The 17,397-nt window shown below is 69.1% G+C and carries 17 protein-coding genes; 5 read left to right on the top strand and 12 right to left on the bottom strand.

Annotated features, from left to right (window positions below):
• Window positions 1-45 precede the first annotated feature (45 nt).
• Window positions 46-933 (bottom strand): class I SAM-dependent methyltransferase, encoded by an 888-nt coding sequence (locus H5T77_RS08155; RefSeq protein ID WP_292647426.1) that lies wholly within the window; start codon window positions 931-933, stop codon window positions 46-48.
• Between the two features lie 272 nt (window positions 934-1,205).
• On the opposite strand from H5T77_RS08155, the gene rpsA reads away from it, so the two are divergent.
• Entirely contained in the window at window positions 1,206-2,696 is a 1,491-nt protein-coding gene (gene rpsA, locus H5T77_RS08150; RefSeq protein ID WP_292647423.1) for a 30S ribosomal protein S1, read from the top strand.
• A gap of 169 nt (window positions 2,697-2,865) precedes the next feature.
• Here the strand turns inward: rpsA and H5T77_RS08145 are convergent, their stop codons facing one another.
• The 8 genes from H5T77_RS08145 to H5T77_RS08110 form a co-directional block, all read right to left on the bottom strand.
• Window positions 2,866-3,222 carry a hypothetical protein gene (locus H5T77_RS08145; protein WP_292647420.1) on the bottom strand — a complete coding sequence of 119 codons (357 nt, stop codon included), beginning with the start codon at window positions 3,220-3,222 and terminating at the stop codon, window positions 2,866-2,868.
• Window positions 3,206-3,991, bottom strand: a complete 786-nt coding sequence (locus H5T77_RS08140; protein ID WP_292647418.1) for an ABC transporter ATP-binding protein — start codon at window positions 3,989-3,991, stop codon at window positions 3,206-3,208. The genes H5T77_RS08145 and H5T77_RS08140 overlap by 17 nt, the downstream gene beginning before the upstream one ends.
• Entirely contained in the window at window positions 3,988-4,845 is an 858-nt protein-coding gene (locus H5T77_RS08135; RefSeq protein WP_292647416.1) for an ABC transporter permease, read from the bottom strand. The genes H5T77_RS08140 and H5T77_RS08135 overlap by 4 nt, the downstream gene beginning before the upstream one ends.
• Entirely contained in the window at window positions 4,845-5,672 is an 828-nt protein-coding gene (locus H5T77_RS08130; RefSeq protein ID WP_292647415.1) for an ABC transporter permease, read from the bottom strand. Before H5T77_RS08130 ends, H5T77_RS08135 begins: the two co-directional genes overlap by 1 nt.
• The gene (locus tag H5T77_RS08125; protein ID WP_292647413.1) at window positions 5,669-6,796 is read right to left on the bottom strand and encodes an ABC transporter substrate-binding protein; all 1,128 of its coding nucleotides are present in this window, start codon (window positions 6,794-6,796) and stop codon (window positions 5,669-5,671) included. The genes H5T77_RS08130 and H5T77_RS08125 overlap by 4 nt, the downstream gene beginning before the upstream one ends.
• A 37-nt stretch (window positions 6,797-6,833) precedes the next feature.
• A complete protein-coding gene (locus tag H5T77_RS08120) occupies window positions 6,834-7,763 on the bottom strand; it encodes a sugar kinase (protein ID WP_292647411.1) in 930 nt (309 codons plus the stop codon).
• 4 nt (window positions 7,764-7,767) lie between these two features.
• Window positions 7,768-8,421: an RraA family protein gene (locus H5T77_RS08115; RefSeq protein WP_292647410.1), complete on the bottom strand. Its 654-nt coding sequence runs from the start codon at window positions 8,419-8,421 to the stop codon at window positions 7,768-7,770.
• A 90-nt stretch (window positions 8,422-8,511) separates the two neighbouring features.
• On the bottom strand, window positions 8,512-9,510 hold the full coding sequence (locus tag H5T77_RS08110; RefSeq protein WP_292647408.1) for a LysR family transcriptional regulator: 999 nt from the start codon (window positions 9,508-9,510) through the stop codon (window positions 8,512-8,514).
• Between the two features lie 318 nt (window positions 9,511-9,828).
• On the opposite strand from H5T77_RS08110, the gene H5T77_RS08105 reads away from it, so the two are divergent.
• The gene (locus H5T77_RS08105; RefSeq protein ID WP_292647405.1) at window positions 9,829-11,013 is read left to right on the top strand and encodes a mannonate dehydratase; all 1,185 of its coding nucleotides are present in this window, start codon (window positions 9,829-9,831) and stop codon (window positions 11,011-11,013) included.
• A 15-nt stretch (window positions 11,014-11,028) separates the two neighbouring features.
• On the top strand, window positions 11,029-12,525 hold the full coding sequence (locus H5T77_RS08100) for a TCP-1/cpn60 chaperonin family protein (RefSeq protein ID WP_292647403.1): 1,497 nt from the start codon (window positions 11,029-11,031) through the stop codon (window positions 12,523-12,525).
• Between the two features lie 22 nt (window positions 12,526-12,547).
• Here H5T77_RS08100 and H5T77_RS08095 read toward each other — a convergent pair whose 3' ends face one another.
• Both H5T77_RS08095 and H5T77_RS08090 read right to left on the bottom strand, forming a co-directional pair.
• Window positions 12,548-13,972: a mandelate racemase/muconate lactonizing enzyme family protein gene (locus H5T77_RS08095; protein WP_292647400.1), complete on the bottom strand. Its 1,425-nt coding sequence runs from the start codon at window positions 13,970-13,972 to the stop codon at window positions 12,548-12,550.
• A gap of 175 nt (window positions 13,973-14,147) precedes the next feature.
• Window positions 14,148-14,294, bottom strand: a complete 147-nt coding sequence (locus H5T77_RS08090) for a hypothetical protein (protein ID WP_292647398.1) — start codon at window positions 14,292-14,294, stop codon at window positions 14,148-14,150.
• 89 nt (window positions 14,295-14,383) lie between these two features.
• Here H5T77_RS08090 and H5T77_RS08085 point away from each other — a divergent pair, with 89 nt between their 5' ends.
• Window positions 14,384-15,343: a helix-turn-helix domain-containing protein gene (locus tag H5T77_RS08085; RefSeq protein ID WP_292647396.1), complete on the top strand. Its 960-nt coding sequence runs from the start codon at window positions 14,384-14,386 to the stop codon at window positions 15,341-15,343.
• Window positions 15,344-15,349: 6 nt separating this feature from the next.
• On the opposite strand, the gene H5T77_RS08080 is transcribed toward H5T77_RS08085, so the two are convergent.
• Entirely contained in the window at window positions 15,350-16,447 is a 1,098-nt protein-coding gene (locus tag H5T77_RS08080; protein ID WP_472850340.1) for a pectate lyase family protein, read from the bottom strand.
• A gap of 277 nt (window positions 16,448-16,724) precedes the next feature.
• Here H5T77_RS08080 and coaE point away from each other — a divergent pair, with 277 nt between their 5' ends.
• Window positions 16,725-17,306 carry a dephospho-CoA kinase gene (gene coaE / locus H5T77_RS08075; RefSeq protein ID WP_292647391.1) on the top strand — a complete coding sequence of 194 codons (582 nt, stop codon included), beginning with the start codon at window positions 16,725-16,727 and terminating at the stop codon, window positions 17,304-17,306.
• Window positions 17,307-17,397 lie beyond the last annotated feature (91 nt).

Below are 17,397 nucleotides of genomic sequence, written 5' to 3'. Positions count from 1 at the left end.
GGAGGCTGACAGCCTCCGGATCCGCGGTCGTCGTCGGGGGCGGGTCTAGCCGATCGCCAGGTCTGCGCCGAAGATCGCGGTCCCGGGGGTCAGCAGCCCCCGGGTGCGCGACCAGCCGCCCCAGATCCGCTCGTGGCCCTCGGGCCATTCGGGCTCGACCAGGTCGGTGATCCGGAACCCGGCACCGGCCAGGATCGAGACCCAGTCGCCGAGGGTGCGGTGGTGCTCGACGTACGACACCTCGCCGGTCTCGTCGTCGACCTCGACGTAGGGGGTGCGGTCCCAGTAGGACTGGGCGGCGATCAGGCCCTCCGGGCCGGGGTCGTCGGGGAACATCCACCGTGTCGGGTGGGTGATCGAGAACGCGAAGCGGCCGCCGGGTCGGAGCACGCGGGCGGTCTCCGCGACCGCGTGGGCGATGTCGCTGACGAACTGCAGCGCGCCGAAGGAGCAGAAGACCACGTCGAAGGAGCCGGCTGCGAAGGGCAGGTCGGTCGCGGTGGCCTGCACCGCGGGCACGACGACGCCGGTGTGGTCGTCGAGGCGGCGGGAGTGCTGGAGCTGGCGTCCGGACAGGTCCATTCCGATCGCGTGCCCGCCTCGGGTGTTCACCCAGCGGGAGCACTGGCAGGCGCCCGAGCCGAGCTCGAGTACGTCCTTGCCGCTGACGTCGCCGAGGATGCCGAGGTCGGCCTCGGTCAGCCCCTCGGGGCCCCAGACGAACCCGGCCTCGCCGAGGAAGGGGCCGTGGGTCGCCTGGTACTCGTCGGCGTACCTGTCCCAGTCGGGGCCGTTGGCGTGGCGGGAGTCGGCCTCGCTGACCGATCGCCGCTCCGCTCTGACGACGGGGCCGGTGGTATCGATGGTCTCGATCGCGCCGAAGGGATCGATGGGTGCCTCCGGTCGGACGACCGGGCTGAGGGCTTGGTCCACCTCTACAGGGTATGCCTCCCGGCCTGAACGCGGGAATGCGGCAACGAGCCTCGACAGTTGGACGGGGCCCGTACGCGGAGCGTAGGCTAAGAAACTGCGTCTGAAGTCTGCTCGGGTCCCAGACCTAGTGGACCTTGGCTTGCTACCTCGGCCGCCGGCGAACACCAGGCGACGAAGCCTGTTGTGCTGGTGCCGGCGAGGGGTTGCCGACCTGAGACTTCAGCCGTGTGTGACCCGACGATATCTGTCCACCCAAGGAAACCACCTCCCTTATGACGAGCACGCTCAACATTCCTCTCCCCGACTATGACGCGCCTCAGGTCGCGATCAACGACATCGGGTCGGAAGAGGACTTCCTCGCCGCGATCGACGAGACCATCAAGTACTTCAACGACGGCGACATCGTGGACGGTGTCATCGTCAAGGTCGACCGGGACGAGGTCCTGCTCGACATCGGTTACAAGACCGAAGGTGTCATCCCGTCGCGCGAGCTCTCGATCAAGCACGACGTCGACCCGTCCGAGGTCGTCGAGGTCGGCGACAAGGTCGAGGCCCTTGTGCTCCAGAAGGAGGACAAGGAAGGCCGCCTGATCCTGTCCAAGAAGCGCGCGCAGTACGAGCGCGCCTGGGGCACGATCGAGCAGGTCAAGGAGGAGGACGGCGTCGTCGAGGGCGCGGTCATCGAGGTCGTCAAGGGTGGTCTCATCCTGGACATCGGCCTGCGTGGCTTCCTCCCCGCCTCCCTCGTCGAGATGCGTCGCGTCCGCGACCTGCAGCCGTACGTCGGCCAGACCCTCGAGGCCAAGATCATCGAGCTCGACAAGAACCGCAACAACGTGGTCCTGTCGCGCCGTGCCTGGCTCGAGCAGACCCAGTCCGAGGTTCGCCACGGCTTCCTGACCCAGCTCCAGAAGGGTCAGATCCGCAAGGGTGTCGTCTCCTCGATCGTCAACTTCGGTGCGTTCGTGGACCTGGGTGGCGTCGACGGTCTCGTCCACGTCTCCGAGCTCTCCTGGAAGCACATCGACCACCCGTCCGAGGTCGTCACCGTCGGTGACGAGGTCACCGTCGAGGTTCTCGACGTGGACATGGACCGCGAGCGTGTCTCCCTGTCGCTGAAGGCGACCCAGGAGGACCCGTGGCAGCACTTCGCCCGCACCCACCAGATCGGTCAGATCGTCCCGGGTAAGGTCACCAAGCTGGTGCCGTTCGGTTCGTTCGTCCGTGTCGAGGAGGGCATCGAGGGCCTGGTGCACATCTCCGAGCTGGCCGAGCGCCACGTGGAGATCCCCGAGCAGGTCGTCCAGGTCAACGACGACGTCATGGTCAAGATCATCGACATCGACCTCGAGCGTCGCCGCATCTCGCTCTCGCTCAAGCAGGCCAACGAGACGGTCACCTCGACCGACGTCGAGGAGTTCGACCCGACGCTCTACGGCATGCCGGCCAGCTACGACGAGCAGGGCAACTACCTCTACCCCGAGGGCTTCGACCCGGAGACGGGCGAGTGGCTCGAGGGCTACGACGAGCAGCGTGTGAAGTGGGAGGAGCAGTACGCTCAGGCCCACGCTCGCTGGGAGGCCCACATCAAGCAGCAGCAGGAGGCCGCCGAGAAGGCTGCCGAGGCCGGCGAGGCCACCTCGTACTCCTCGGGTGGCTCGGTCGACGAGACCGTCGCCGAGGGCGACGGCGGCGAGGGCGGTTCCCTCGCCTCCGACGAGGCTCTCCAGGCTCTTCGCGAGAAGCTGACCGGCGGTCAGTGAACGCTTGAGACGACTGGAGCGAGGCCGAGCGGCGAGCTTGCTCGTCTGCTCGCGCCGAGCGAAGGAGTAACCGCGCGAAGCGCGGAGCTGAGGCTCTAAGGAACAACACGAGGGCCCGACCACCGATTGGTGGTCGGGCCCTCGTGCGTCTCGGGAAGCCGAGTACGGATCAGGAGGTTCTGCCCTCGCCCGGAGCGATCTCCTCGATCCAGTAGAAGTGGGCCAGCGCGTCTACGCCGGCGTCGGAGACCCCGCGCAGGTGGACCGTCTCGCCGTCGGAGCCCGAGACCCGGCCGTGCTGCTGCAGCTCGAGGATGTGGAAACGCTCAGGGGCGAACCCGAGTCGCACGTCGACCGCGAAGCGGCCGTCCGCGTCGGGGCGGAGACCGACCCCGTCGTCAACCTTGCCGACGGCCTGGATCGTCAGCCACAGCTGGTAGGCGAGGACGATGGCGATCAGGATCAGGAGGCGGCGCAGGACCTTGTTGCGCCACACGCCGCCGGCACGCTCAGCCAGCCTGTGCATCCGGCTCACCTCCGCCCAGCCGTTCCTCGATGTGGTGGGTGTACTCGCGGAAGCGCGGGTCCTCCACCGTCTCGCGCCAGATCCGCGGCCTCGGCAGCTCGATGTCGATGATCTCCGCGACGGTGCTGGGACGGTGTGAGAGAACCACGACCCGGTCGGAGAGGAAGACCGCTTCGTCGATGTCGTGGGTGACGAAGAAGACCGTCGGCCGGCGCTTCTCGAAGATCTCGGTCAGATCCTGCTGGAGCTTGCGCCGGGTCTGGGCGTCGATGCTGGCGAACGGCTCGTCCATCAGCATCACCTCGGGCTCGTTGACGAGCACGCGGGCGAGACCGAGGCGTTGCTGCATGCCGCCGGAGAGCTCGTGCGGATACTTCCGCTCGAAGCCGCTGAGTCCGACGAGCTCGAGGATGTCGGCCGCCGCCACGTCCCGCTGGGCACGGGGGACGCCCTTCATCCGGAGTCCGAAGGTGACGTTGCCCAGCACCGTCTTCCAAGGGAAGAGCGCGTGGCTCTGGAAGACCACACCGCGGTCGGGACCGGGACCGTGGACGGACCTGCCGTGGACGAGCACGTCCCCGGCTGTGTGGTCGATGAACCCGGCCACGATGTTGAGCACGGTCGTCTTCCCGCATCCGCTCGGGCCGAGCACCGATACGAACTCACCCTCGCCGATGGAGAAGGTCACCTCGCCGATTGCCGGGATCGTCTCTCCGGTGTAGTGGTCGACGTACTCCTTGCGGAGACCGTTGATCTCGAGGGTGTTCATCTTGCTGCCTCCATCTGGCGTACGAGTCCCCACCGCTCCACGGTCGCCCGTTCGAAGGGCGCGAGGATGAGCGCGTCCAGGGCGTACCAGAGCACGCCGAGCACGATCATCCCGAGGAAGACCTGACTGACTTCGCCCGCTCGGCGGGCGTCGAACATCATGAAGCCGATTCCGCTGGTGCCGACGATGATCTCGGCGGCGATCAGCGCCCGCCAGCCGTAGCCGAGGCCGGTACGGACACCGCTGGCGACGGCGGGCAGGGAGCCGGGGACGATCACCTCGAAGAACACCCGCAGGCGTCCGGCGCCGAGGCTTCGAGCCGCGTTGACGAGCTCCCGCGGCACCTGGTCGACTCCGGCGACGATGCCGAGCATCAGCGGGAAGACCACGGTGTAGACGATCACGAAGGTCACCGAGGTCAGGCTGAAGCCGAACCATACGATCAGGATCGGCAGCCAGGCGATGTCCGCGATCGCCTGGAAGAAGAGCAGCAGCGGCCAGGTGAGACGGCGCGCCCAGGACGAGAGGGCGACCACGAACCCGAGCGGCAGGCCGATCAGGAGACCGAAGCCGACTCCGTACGCGAGCCGCTCGAGCGAGTCGCCGAGGTAGCTGGGCATCATCCCCTTGCGGACCAGTTCGGTGAAGGACTGCCAGACCTCGACGGGGCCGGCGATGAAAGCCGCGTTCACCGTTCCGGCCGCGGCGACCGCCCACCAGATCAGGAGGAACGGGACGAACGGTCCGAGCGTACGGACGGCAGGATGGGCCAGAAGCGCTGTCCCGAAACGGCGCCACAGGGGCACGCGCACGGGAGTGCGGGTCGGGGCCGCGGGCGGAGTCATCGTTGTCATCACGAGACCGCCTTCATGCCCCAACGCTCGACCGTACGCCGCTCCAACGGCGCCAGCATGAGCCGGTCCATCAGCAGCCACAGGACGCCGATGATGACCATCGACGCGATGATGACGCCGGTGTCGAACTGGCTCTGAGCGAGAAACAGGGCATACCCCAGGCCGGCGTTGGTGGCGATGATCTCAGCCGCGACCAGTCCCCGCCATCCATAGCCCAGCCCGATCCGCAGACCGGTGACGATGCTGGGCAGGGCGCCCGGGAGCAGCACCTCCCAGACGATCCGCGGACCGCGGGTGCCCATCGAGCGGGCGGCGCGCACGGTCTGCACCGGGATCTGCTGGACCCCGAGGACCGTGTTGTAGGTGAGGGCGAAGAACATGGCGTTCCAGACGATGAAGATGACCGCGCGGTCCCCGTAGCCCAGCCAGAGCGTGGCGATCGGGATCCACGCGATCCCGGCCAGGGCGACGGAGAACCGCAGCAGCGGGGAGAAGAAGGCGGACAGCCGGGGGCTGGACCCCAGGGCGATGCCGAACGGGATCGCTGTCACGACCGCCAGCACGGCGCCGATCAGCATGCGCTGCACGCTGGCGCCGAGGTGACGGGCCAGGTCGCCGCTGGCGGCCATCTCCGCGAGCGCGGCGATCGCGTCGGTGACCTGCGGGAACGTACGCGCCGTGGTGCCCGTGACCTCGACGACCAGCCACCAGATCGCGACGAGCAGGACGAACGGGACGGCGAACCAGACCGCCTCCGTGCCGCGTCGTGGCCCGGGCCGAGGACGTACGCGCCCCACGGAGCGGGCGGGCGAGTCGATCGTGGTCACGGGCAGGCCTTGTCAGCCGCAGCCTGGTCGTAGGTGTAGCCCTCCTCGACCCGGGCCTGCGCGGGGATCTCGGGCAGACCCTCGAAGAGGTCGGGGTTCTCCTCCATCACCTGGAGGATGGGCTCCGGGTCGAAGTACGGGGCGGGGTCGAAGTCCGGCTCGGCGGCGTCACCCTGGGCCATCAGGTCGGCCACCGTGTCCAGGGCGAGGTAGTTGCACGCGCTGAAGCGGGGGTCGAGCTGCTTGACGTTGTGCTGCATCGCCTGTTGGGCGACCGCGCTCTCGGTGCCCGGCAGCCAGCGGGTGGCGGCCCCGCCAGCGTCCTCGGGGTTCTCTCGGATCCACTTGTCCACCTCGGCGCGGGCGGCGAGGTAGTCGGCGACCTCGTCGGGGTGCTCGTCGAGGAACTCTCGAGTGGTCACCTGGTAGCCCACGAACGGGATGTAGCCGCCACCGCGCATGACCTCCTCGGCGCCGTCCACCTGGTCGGTGATGGTGATCGGCCACGGGTCCCAGACGATCGCGGCGTCGATGCCACCGGTCTCGAGTGCGACGCCGAGGTCGGGCGGCGCGGTGTTGACGATCGTGACCTGCGAGGTCGTCATGCCCGCCTCCTCCAGCAGGCCGAGGAGGTAGAGGTGGTTGATCGAGCCGACCGACACGCCGATCCGCTTCCCGCGCAGGCTGCCGAGGTCGTCGGCGGCGATGCCGGCGTCGGGGGTGGCGACGACGGCCATCGTGTCGTCGATGCTGGTCTGGCTGGCCGACCCGGTGTAGGTGCCGACGAGCACCAGCTCGTCGCCCTTCTGTGCAGCCGGAACCAGCGGGGTTCCGACTTGGACCAGGTCGACCTCGCCGGCCTGGAGGGCGTTGAGCGCGTCGACCCCGGTCGGGAACGGGTCGGCGACCTCGACGTTGAGCCCGCGGTCCTCGAAGTAGCCGTTCTCCAGGGCGAGCGGCAGCCCGACCTGGTCGATCGCGGAGAGGTAACCGGCCCGCAGGGAGGCGGCGGAACCAGCCGCTCCGGGGTCTTCGACGGTCGAGCCGCCACCGCACCCGGTGAGGACGCCGAACGCGAGGACGGAGACGGTGGCGGAGAGGCGCATCCTTGTCGTGGTGAGCATCTGTCTTCCTTCGTGGGAGATGGGGTGATCCGAAGGATCACCGCAGACCGCGCGTCTCGAGCACGGCGCTGCGATCAGGGATGGGATCGACCGCCCCGGGGCCGAGAGTGGTCAGGGCGGCTGCGTGGACGGCGTACTCGGCGGCGTCACGTGGGCTGGCACCGGCGAGAAGCTGGGCGAGGAAGGCGCCGTCGAAGGCATCCCCCGCACCCGTGCTGTCGATGGCGTCCACGCGTGGCGCGGCGAAGCGGGTGATCTCTCCGCCATGGGCGAGCAGGGCGCCGGCGCTGCCGAGCTTGAGCACGATGATCCGTGGGCCCAGGTCGACGAGCTTGGCCAGCACGTCCTCGGGAGCGAGGAAGCCGGTGAGCAGACGCCCCTCGGACAGGTTGGGCATCACCAGGTCGGCCTCGGTGACGGTCTGCCGGATGACGGCACGGGCACGGCCGGTCTCCCACAGCGCGGGGCGGTGGTTGGGGTCGTAGGAGACCAGCGTCCCGGCGTCCTTGGCGACCTCGATCGCGCGGAAGACGGCGTCGCACGCCGAGGTGCTGATCGCCTGGCTGATCCCGGAGATGTGCAGAGCCCGGGTCGTGCGGATCGCCGTCTCCGGAACCCATGCAGGCGACATCCGGGTGGCCGGTGAGTTCGATCGGTAGTACGTGAACGCGCTGTGCTCGGGGTCGCGGGAGATGAAGTAGATCCCGGTCGTCCCGTGCAGTTCACGCTCGACGAGAGCGGTGTCGATGCCCTCGTCGGTCCAGAGTCGGAGCAGGGCATCTCCGAAGGCGTCGTCCCCGATGCGGGTCGCGTAGCCCACGTCCGCACCGGAACGTCGGGCGGCGACGGCGACGTTGGAGGTGTCCCCGCCGTAGTCGACGCTGAAGGAGCGGGCGGAGTCGAGCGGCTCGCCGTTCACCGGGTTGAACTCGACCAGCGGCTCGCCGAGGCAGATGAGGTCCGTCACCACGTCAGACCCGGTTGTAGAGATCGAGCCCGGTCTTGAGGGACCGTGCCTCCAGGATCAGCCTGGTCTGCTCCGACTCGCGCCGCTCGATCTCCTCGGCGGTCTCCAAGACCTGCTCGACGAGGTCCGCGGGGACACGGACGACACCGTCGGTGTCGGCGACGATCAGGTCGCCCGGGTGGACCTCGACGTCGCCGAGGAGGACCGGCTGGTTGCTCGAGACTGAGCGGTAGCGCCCGACGGTCGTGGCGGAGACGGTGCCGGCGGCGTAGACGGGAAAGTCGGGGTAGTCGCGCGTGATCTCCTCGACGTCACGCACGGCGGCGTCGAGGACGACCCCGGCCAGCTCGTTGACCACGGCTCCGGCGGCCATCAGGCCCCCGAAGACGGCGACGTCGGCTCCGCCGGCGGCGATGCAGAGCACGCTCCCGGCGGGAGATGCGTCGATCGCCTCGAGTGCGTGGGTCGGAGGCTCAGCGGTGTCGCTGGGTTCCTCCAGTACGGTGACGGCCGGCCCCACCACCTTGCCCGGCCGTATCTGGCCGACCCGGCCCGCGAGGTAGCCGCGGTGTCCGTGCTGCTCGACGGCGTCGGCGACCGAGGCCGAGGCGATTTTCCGGAATCGGTCGATGATCTGGGGAGCGGAAGTGGCGGTCACGCGGACTCCTAGGGTGTGACGAGGGGGCGTCGTGCTCAGCCGACGCTAGTGAGCCGTGTCACCGCTGAGAACAATGTCTCTCGTATGCCCCTATTCGGATGCCGGATGGATCCGTCGTGGAGGCGCGATCACCTGGCGTACGCCGGGCCGCGATCGGTCGACGGGCCGGGTCCCCGCGGGCGCCGGCGCCTGAGCCAGCGCGGTGAGCACCGTCCGGGCCGCGGGGGAGAGCACGGCGTCGGCGTTCCAGCACACCGCGACCACCCGCTCGTGCGGCCCGCGCAACGCTCTGACCCTGACCCCGGAGAGGTCCGAGATCTGGGCCGCCAGCGCGTTGGTGAGTCCGATGCCCAGACCGGCGCGGACCATCGAGACCAGGGACTGCGGCTGGTTGGTGGCCTGCACCGGGTGCAGCTCGTAGCCCTCGTCGCGGAAGAGCTGGTATGCCTCGAACGAGGGCGGTACGTCGGACTCCAGACGGCCGATGGAGATGAGGTCGCGGTGGGCGATGTCGGCGACGCCGAGTGGTTTGTCCTCCTCGGCGAGCGGGTCGTCCTCGGGGATGACCGCGACGAGCCGCTCGCGCCACAGCGGACGGGTGCGGATCGCCCCTTGAGCTGGCCGTGGCGCGATCGGTCGCAGGCAGAGGTCGATGTCGCCGCGGAGCAGCGCACTGTCGAGCTCGAGGGTGTCGGTCTCCACCAGCGAGACCGTGATGTCCGGCTCGGACTCGGCGAGATCACGGAGGACCTGCGGCACGAAGGCAGCGCTGGCGCTTGGGTAGGCGCCGAAGTTGACGACGCCGCGGGCGCCACCGCGGAAGCTCGACATCTCCGCCTCGGCCAGCTCGACCTCCTGCAGGATCGCGCGGGCGTGCCGAAGCAGGGCCGCGCCCGCCGGGGTGACGGCCGAGGGTCGCTTGCGGCGGTCGAGGACTGGTACGCCGACAGCCCGCTCGAGGGACGCGACATGCATGCTGATCCGCGGCTGGGAGCGGTGGGTGGCCTCCGCCGCCGAGCTGAATCCGCCGGTCTCCACCACCGCCAGGAACGAGACAAGCCACTCGAGTCGTACGTCGGCGTTCAGCATCACGTTCCTCCGTCGGCAGGTGGGGGTGCACGCGAGGCCGCGGCCGGTGAGGATGCCGGATCGTGCTCGTCATCGACTCCGAGCGACTGTGACGTGCGTCATACCGAACGTAAAGGCTATGACAAAAAGCGGTTTCCGCAACCTGTCCCAGTGCGCGGACGGTGCTTGTGCCGCCGAACGGGAAGGGCCGCGCTGTGATCTGCCCGGCCCATCAGTTTTCCTGATCGAGGCATCCGGAAGTCGCCGTTGTCAGGGACAGGTCGGCGGCCCTTCACTGATCACGACCTACGACGCGTTCCGAACCGAGGGGACAGTTTCATGACAGATCATTCCCGCCGCAGCGTCCTCAAGCTCAGTGCGGCCGCCGCGGCCGCTTCTGCAGCCGCAGCTCACGTCCCAGGAAGCGCGGCTGCCGACGGCCGGCCCGGGCCGTACTCCAAGGCGTCCTGGCCGGGGGACGTGGCCGAGGGGCCGGACACTCCGAAGCTGTGCCAGTGGCTCTCCCGGAACCCTGACGAGGCGACGGTACGACGCTGGCGACAGGCCGGGGTCACCGGGGCGCTCGTCACGGACCCGCCGCCACTGCCGTGGAGCGTCGAGACCCTGCGGGCGGACCGCGACCGTCTGGAGTCACAGGGCCTGCACATCACCGCGTACCTGATAGCGGTCTCGCAGTCGATCGTCCAGGGCACGGCCGCTCGCGACACGGACCTGGAGAACGTCATCGCCTCGGTGCGAGCTGCGGGTGAAGCCGGGATCCCGGTGGTCGAATACAACTGGTACATCCACCGGCTCACCGAGGGCTACTACGAGCAGGTCGACCAGACCGACCGGATCGGTGCCGGCTACACGGCCTTCGACGCCGACCGCGAGGTGGACGGCGTCAAGGTCAAGGACCTGCCACCGCGGGACGGGACGCCCGTCTACACGCGCGAGCAGCTCTGGGAGAACTACGCCTACTTTCTCGAGCGTGTGGTGCCCGCGGCCGAGGAGGCCGGGGTCCGCCTCGCCGTCCACCCGAATGACCCGCCCTACCAGGTCAGCCGCGGCAACCCGCAGATCATGGGCAGTGTCCCGGACTGGCAACGGATGGTGGAGACGGTCGACAGCCCGTCCAACGGGATGACCGTCCATTCCGGGGTCACCGCAGAGGTGGGCTTCGACTCGGTGTCCTTCCTGCGCTGGATGGCGCGCAAGGACAGGGTCAACCACATCCACTACCGCAACGTCGTGGTCGAGGAGCCGTTCGTGCGGTACGCCGAGGTCTTCCCCGACAACGGCGAGACCGACATGTTCGCCTTCATGCGTGAGCTGGTGCGCTCGGGCTACCACCTCGGGGTGCTCGCCGAGCACCCCAGGGCGCTCGACTTCGACCGGGAGAACGGCTCGATCGGCGGCCAGTACGCCGATGTGGGCGGCGGTGGTCACGGCGGCGAGCTCTATGACACCGGCTATGCCCGCGCGATGCTCCAAGCCGCGATGATCACGGAGAAGCACCGCTGAGCGGGAGGAGCGGTCGTGGTCGTCCTCTCCGCTGAGAGCACCCTCGACGGCGCCTGCGCCGGCTTCCGTGCCGCGGCCCGAGCGGTGGCGCCGCTGATCGACGGAGCCGGCCGGACGGTCGTGCTCGGTGCCGGGAACGGGCCGCCCGAGGTCACCGCGGACGCGGACCGCGTGCTCGCCTCGCTCCGGCCGGACGCGGGTGGATCCCGGCTGGCGCTGCAGGTCCTGAAGCAGGCCGCTGCCGAGGTCGCCCGAGTCGCAGGTGGCGGCGCGACCCACACGGTGCTGCTCGCCGATGCTCTCCTGCAGTCGGCTGCGCGCCAGGTGGCGGCCGGGACGGACCCGGTGCACTTGCGGACCGGGCTCACGCTCGCGTGCGAGGCCGTGCTCGAGGCGATGGCCGACCAGGCACATCCGGCGTCGCCCGCCGAGCTGCGGCGAGTCGTGGACACGGCCCTCGGGCCTTGGTCGCGCCGCACCGTCTCGAGGGCCGGCGATCCGACCGGAGCGCTCGGGTCGCTCGTGATCGAGGCGCTCGCCCACTGCGGTCCGGACCGCTCGCCCAGCGTCGTCCCGGCGCTGAAATATGTGGAGAGGCCGACGCTCGAGGTCGGCACCGGGGTCGTCCTGGACACCGGCCGGCTCAGCCCTTCGATGGTCACCGACCGAGGCGCAGACCTGGCCGAGATGTACGACGCCAGGGTGCTGCTCTACGACGGACCCGTGCGCTCGGCCCACGAGCTTCTGCCGCTCCTCGGTCGGCTCGCCGACGGGCCGGACGGACATCGACCGCTGTTCCTGGTGGCCGATCGCGTCGCCTCGGAGGCGTTGGCGGTCCTGGTCGTGAACCACCTGCAGGGACCCTTTCAGGTGGTCGCCGTGGCTGCTCCGCACCTGGGCGCCCACCGGCGCACGCGGCTGGCGGAGGTGGCCGCGCTGACGGGCGCGAGCGTCCTCGGCCTCGAGCGCGGCGTCCCGTTGCAGACCGTCACGCCGGACCTGCTCGGTACGGCGCACCGCGTGGAGGTCGACGGGAGCCGGTGCCTGGTCGAGGGCCATGCGGCTGGTGCGGACGGTGCCGGTGATCGGTGGGCACGTCTTCGCGTCCCTGCTGACGGCGTCGTCGGGCAGTCGATGCTCCCGGCCGTGCAGGGCGCTGTCGCCACCGCCTGTGCGGCGGTGGCTGGTGGCGTACTGCCGGCAAGGTCTTGGGAGGCGGCCGCGTGCTCGTTGCCGGAGGCCGACGCGACAGGGAGCCGCGACGGCGCGGCGCACGCGGTCCGGGGCGCGCTCGAGGTGATGGCCGGCCGCACGCCGGCGGGGGCCGTGCTCCCGCTCGCGCTGTTCCAGGCGAGCCTACGGGCTGCGTGCTCGGTGACAGGCCTGCTGATCAGCAGCGGCGGGATGGTCCTGGACACCGCGTCAGACCGTCACGCCACCGAGGTGGCCCGGCACGAGGAGCGCCGGGCTCACCAGGGCGGTCATGGTCATGGCCACGGTCATGGTCACTGATCGGGCCGCGTGGTAGCGGTGCTCAGCTCCACTGGCGGTCGTGGGTGATCTTCCAGTCGTCCCACTCGTCGGTCGGGGCGAAGTACTTCTCGCCCTCGGCCAGGTGCTCGCTGACGACCTCCTCGACCAGCTCGAGACCGAGCCCGGGGGCGTCCGAGACGTGGTAGTAGCCCTTGTCGACGAGCGGCTTGGGCAGGCCGGTGACCAGGTCCTCCCAGAACTTCACCTCGGAGGAGTGCTGCTCGAGTGCCATGAAGTTCTCCGTCGCCGCTGCGACGTGAGCGGCCGCCATCGCGCCGATCGGTGAGCCGGCGTAGTGGATGAACATCGGGATGTTGTGCTCCTGGGCGAGGTCGCCGATGCGCTTGGTCTCCAGGATGCCGCCCGCCGTGGCGATGTCGGGGTGGATGTAGTCGCACGTGCGGCGCTCGAGGAGCGGGCGGAAGCCGTCGAGCCCGTAGATGTCCTCGCCCGTCATGATCGGCGTTGATGACGAGTCGGTGATCTGCTTGAACTCGTCGTGGTGGAACCAAGGCTGGATGTCCTCGAGATACGCCAGCGAGTACTCCTCCAGCCGCCGGGCGAGACGGACGGCGCTGTTGACGCCGAAGTGGCCGATGTGGTCGATCCCCAGCGGGATGTCCCAGCCGATGGCCTCCCGCATCGCGGCGGGAAACTTGGCGATCTCGTCCATGCCCTTGTCCGTGATCTCGATCCCCGTGTAGGGGTGCTCGGTGGAGCCGTAGGAGTCGCTGGGCGGGTCGAGGTCGTACTGCCCGAGGTCGCCCCAGGGGCCGGCGCCGGTCAGGGTGCCCGGGATCTTCTTGATCAGCTCGATCCCGACGTCCATCTTGACGAAGGTGTAGCCGAACTCGTCGATCTTCTTCTTCATCTGCTTGGCGTACCCCTCCGGAGTCTCCGCGCCGGCGGTGTCGGTGTAGAGGCGGACCTTGTCGCGGTACTTGCCGCCGAGCAGCTGGTAGACGGGCACCTCGTACGCCTTGCCGGTGAGGTCCCACAGCGCCATCTCGACGCCGGAGACACCGCCGCCCTGGCGGCCGTGACCGCCGAACTGCTTGATGATCTTGAAGATCTTCTCGACGTTGCAGGGGTTCTCGCCGAGGATGCGGCTCTTCAGCATGAGCGCGTAGCGCTTGTCGGCGTCATCGCGCACCTCGCCGTAGCCGCTGATGCCCTGGTTGGTGTCGATGCGCACGATGGGGGAGGTGAACGGTACGCCGGCCACCACCGCGATCCGCATGTCGGTGATCTTCAGCTCGCTCGGTGAGGAGGCACGGCGTACGTTCTGGGTCAGGTGCGAGATCTGGTCTTCGAGGGGCCGGTCAAGGATCTGCGAGACGGAGACTCCGGCGGTCGCGATCCCGGCGGCGCTGAGGAGTGAGCGTCGGTTGAGGGCGGTGGCGGTGGGGTTTGTGAACAGGCTCATAGATGCAGACAAGTGGATCCGAGCCCGGGGGACAATCGCGCTTTCGTGATCGTTCTATTCCGCTCTCACATGCGACGGATTCCGGATCCTGACATCGCGATCTCGAATAGCGGTCGGCTTTCGCTGCGGGTCAGAGGGTGCTACGGACGCCGGTACGGAGCTGGCGTCCGTCCGGTCACGGCCACCTCACCACGGGCTCGAAGTCGGGGTCGGTGGCGTGAGACCGAGGGGCGGCCTTGGGGCGGTCGGCGTGGATGGCGGCGAACGTGGCGTACGCGGCGACGGCGAGCAGGACGATGAGGGCGAGGAGTGCTGTGTTCATGGCAGTGATTCTGCGCTACTTGGCATTCCTGCCACATTGGCAGAAATGCCTAAGTTGCGCGAGTTCCTGCCAAGTGGCACTCTTCTGAGGTGCTTAGGAACGTGGCCGCGGTGATCTGGGACGGTGTCGCTCCCTTCGAGTTCGGGGTCGTGTGCGAGGCCTTCGGGCTCGACCGGCGCGAGGACGGAGTGCCGTTGCTGGAGTTCGGGGTCTGCTCGCTCGAGCCCGGCCTGGTGCGCTCCAACCTGGGTTTCGCGATCGAGGCTCCGAGCGGTCTGGAGCGAGCCGACCAGGCCGATCTGCTGTGTGTCCCGGCCATGCGCAGGGGCGACCCGGTGCCGCCGTGGGTGGTCGAGACGCTGCTGCGCGCCTATCACCGCGGTGCCCGGATCCTGACGGTCTGCGGGGGCGCGTTCGCCTTGGGCGCGGCCGGTCTCCTCGACGGGCGCGAGTGCACGACCCACTGGAAGTACACCGACGAGCTCGCGGCCAGGTTCCCGGAGGCGAAGGTGGTGCCGGAGGTCCTCTACGTCGACACCGGGCAGATCATCACCAGCGCCGGCACGGCGGCCGGGCTGGACGCGTGCCTGCACATCTGGCGCCAGGAGTACGGTGCGGCGGTCGCCTCCGCGGTGGCTCGCCGGATGGTCGTGCCGCCCCAGCGTGACGGTGGCCAGGCGCAGTTCATCTCCCGTCCCGTGCCCGAGGTCGACGCCGAGACTCTCGGTCCGCTCCTGGCCTGGATCCTGGAGAACCTCCACGAGGAGCTCGACGTGGACTCGCTGGCCCGCCGGGTGCTGATGTCGCCGCGTACGTTCGCCCGCAGGTTCCGCGCCGAGACCGGCGCGACCCCCTATGCGTGGATCACCGCCCAGCGGGTCCGCCGGGCCGAGGAGCTGCTGGAGAGCACCGAGCGGTCGGTGGAGTGGATCGCGAGCGAGGTCGGGTTCGGCAACGCGGCCGCGCTGCGGCACCACTTCACCCGGGTGCGGGGCCTGTCCCCGCAGGCCTACCGTCGCCGGTTCGCCTGCGGGGACGTCGCTTCCTAGCCTGGATCAGCAGCTGCCGTCGGAGACTGCCAGGTTCGTGTGCGATCCCGCGGTCGCCGCGACGACGTTCGGCACGCACTCGGCCGGGTCGAGGTCGAAGGCGTAGGGGATCTGCACGGACGTGGTCGACCTCGGGTCCGGTCCGGCCGGGTGATCGTCGCTGTCCCAGGTGATGTTCTCCCAGATGTTGCCGTTGACCTCCCAGTAGCCCAGGGCGTCGGTGTAGAAGGTGCCCAGCGGGTTCTTCGAGTCCTCGAAGTAGTTGTTGTCGACCCGGACCTTCGCGCCGAGCCGGGCGTTGATGCCGGACTCGTTGATGCGCGTGAAGTGGTTGTTGTAGGTGTGTGCCGTCCCGGCCCGCAGCAGCGGGGTGCGCGAGTCGATGTTCTCGTAGAGGTTGTGGTGGTAGGTGACGTAGGTGTTGCCGGTGTCGGAGTCGCTGGATCCGACGAGCCCGCCGCGTCCGGAGTTGCGCAGCGTGCTGTAGGAGAGGGTGACGTACCGCGTGCCGGCCTTCATGTCGAAGAGCCCGTCGTAGCCCTCGGACTCGCCGCCGGAGGCGATGAGGTCGAGGTGGTCGGCCCAGACGTTGCGTACGCCGGACTCCATGCCGATGGCGTCGCCGCCGTTCGACGTCGGGGTACCGGACTTCTTGACGTTCTGGACGGTGAGGTTCTGGATGATGATGTTGCTGGCCTCTCGGATGTGGATGCCGACCTGGTCGAAGACCGCGCCGCTGCCGACGCCGACCAGCGTGACGTTGCTGACCCGTTTCAGCTCGATCACACCGTCGGCGGTGCTGCAGCTGTCGCCGGAGACCTTGCTGGTGTTCGCGTGGTTGATCGTGCCCTCGACCTCGATGGTGATCGGGGTGTCGCTGGCCGGTCGTGAGCACAGCGCCTGGTGGATCTCGGTGCCGGTTCGCGCCCGAACGGTCTCACCGCCGGCGCCGCCGGTGGTGCCGCCGTTCTGGGACGCGTACCCGGATGCGGTTCCCGCGGCGGATGCCGGGGGGACCAGCTGGGTCGTCACGACGCCGGCCGCGCTCACAGCGGCGACGGCGGTGGCTGCTAGGAGTGTGCGTGAAACTCGTGGTGATCGCATTCCTGTTCCCATCGTTCGTGGTTGTGGGGGATTGAACTGTCGAACAGTGGAATGGGCCGATTGAGCGGTGCATGGTGCCGCAGGTGGATCGTGACACCATCGGATCCCGATTTCACCGGGAATCGACGCTAGCGGCTCGGCGTGGAAAGCGATGCGGAGTGGTCCGGATACGCGATGCGGAGTGGGCATGGTGCGATGCCCGACCGTGGGGTCGCGCGGCCGAAGGATGTCCGGGTCCGGGGTGGGGCTGCGCCGGGTTGTCGATAGGTTGGGCGCCATGCGCGTAGGACTCACCGGCGGGATCGCCTCGGGGAAGAGCACGGTCTCGAAGCTGCTGGCCGACTTCGGGGCGGTGATCGTCGACTCGGACCTGATCGCCCGGGAGGTCGTCGAACCGGGTACGCAGGGGCTGGCCCAGGTCGTGGCGGAGTTCGGTCCCGCGGTGCTGACCGAGGCCGGCGAGCTCGATCGGGCCAAGGTGGGGGAGCTCGTCTTCGCCGACGAGTCCGCCCGCGCGCGGCTCAACGCGATCGTTCACCCGCTGGTCGGGGCGCGCTCCGCGGAGCTCGAGGAAGCCGGGCGGGCGGCGGGGAGGCTGGTCGTCAACGACATCCCCCTGCTGGTCGAGGTGGGCTACGCGCCGTTCTTCGACGAGGTGATCGTCGTCGACGTGCCGGTCGAGACCCAGGTCGAGAGGGCGGTCTCGCGCGGGATGAGCGAGGCCGACGTCCGTGCCCGCATCTCCGCGCAGGCCAGTCGTGAGGAGCGGCTCGCCGCGGCGACGTACGTCATCGACAACACCGGCACCCTGCAGGACCTGAGCAAGCGGGTGCGGGAGATCTATGACTCACTCGCCTGAACGTGTCAGTAGCTGGGGGTTGCTGCCATACTCGGCCGGGTGACTGGGGGCAAGCACACCGAATCAGAGGATCAGCCGCGTCGTCCGAGGC

Source organism: Nocardioides sp. (assembly GCF_014360585.1).
Taxonomy (GTDB): Bacteria; Actinomycetota; Actinomycetes; order Propionibacteriales; family Nocardioidaceae; genus Nocardioides.
The sequence above is the reverse complement of the archived record's forward strand: the minus strand, read 5'-3'. Positions and strand labels throughout refer to the sequence as shown.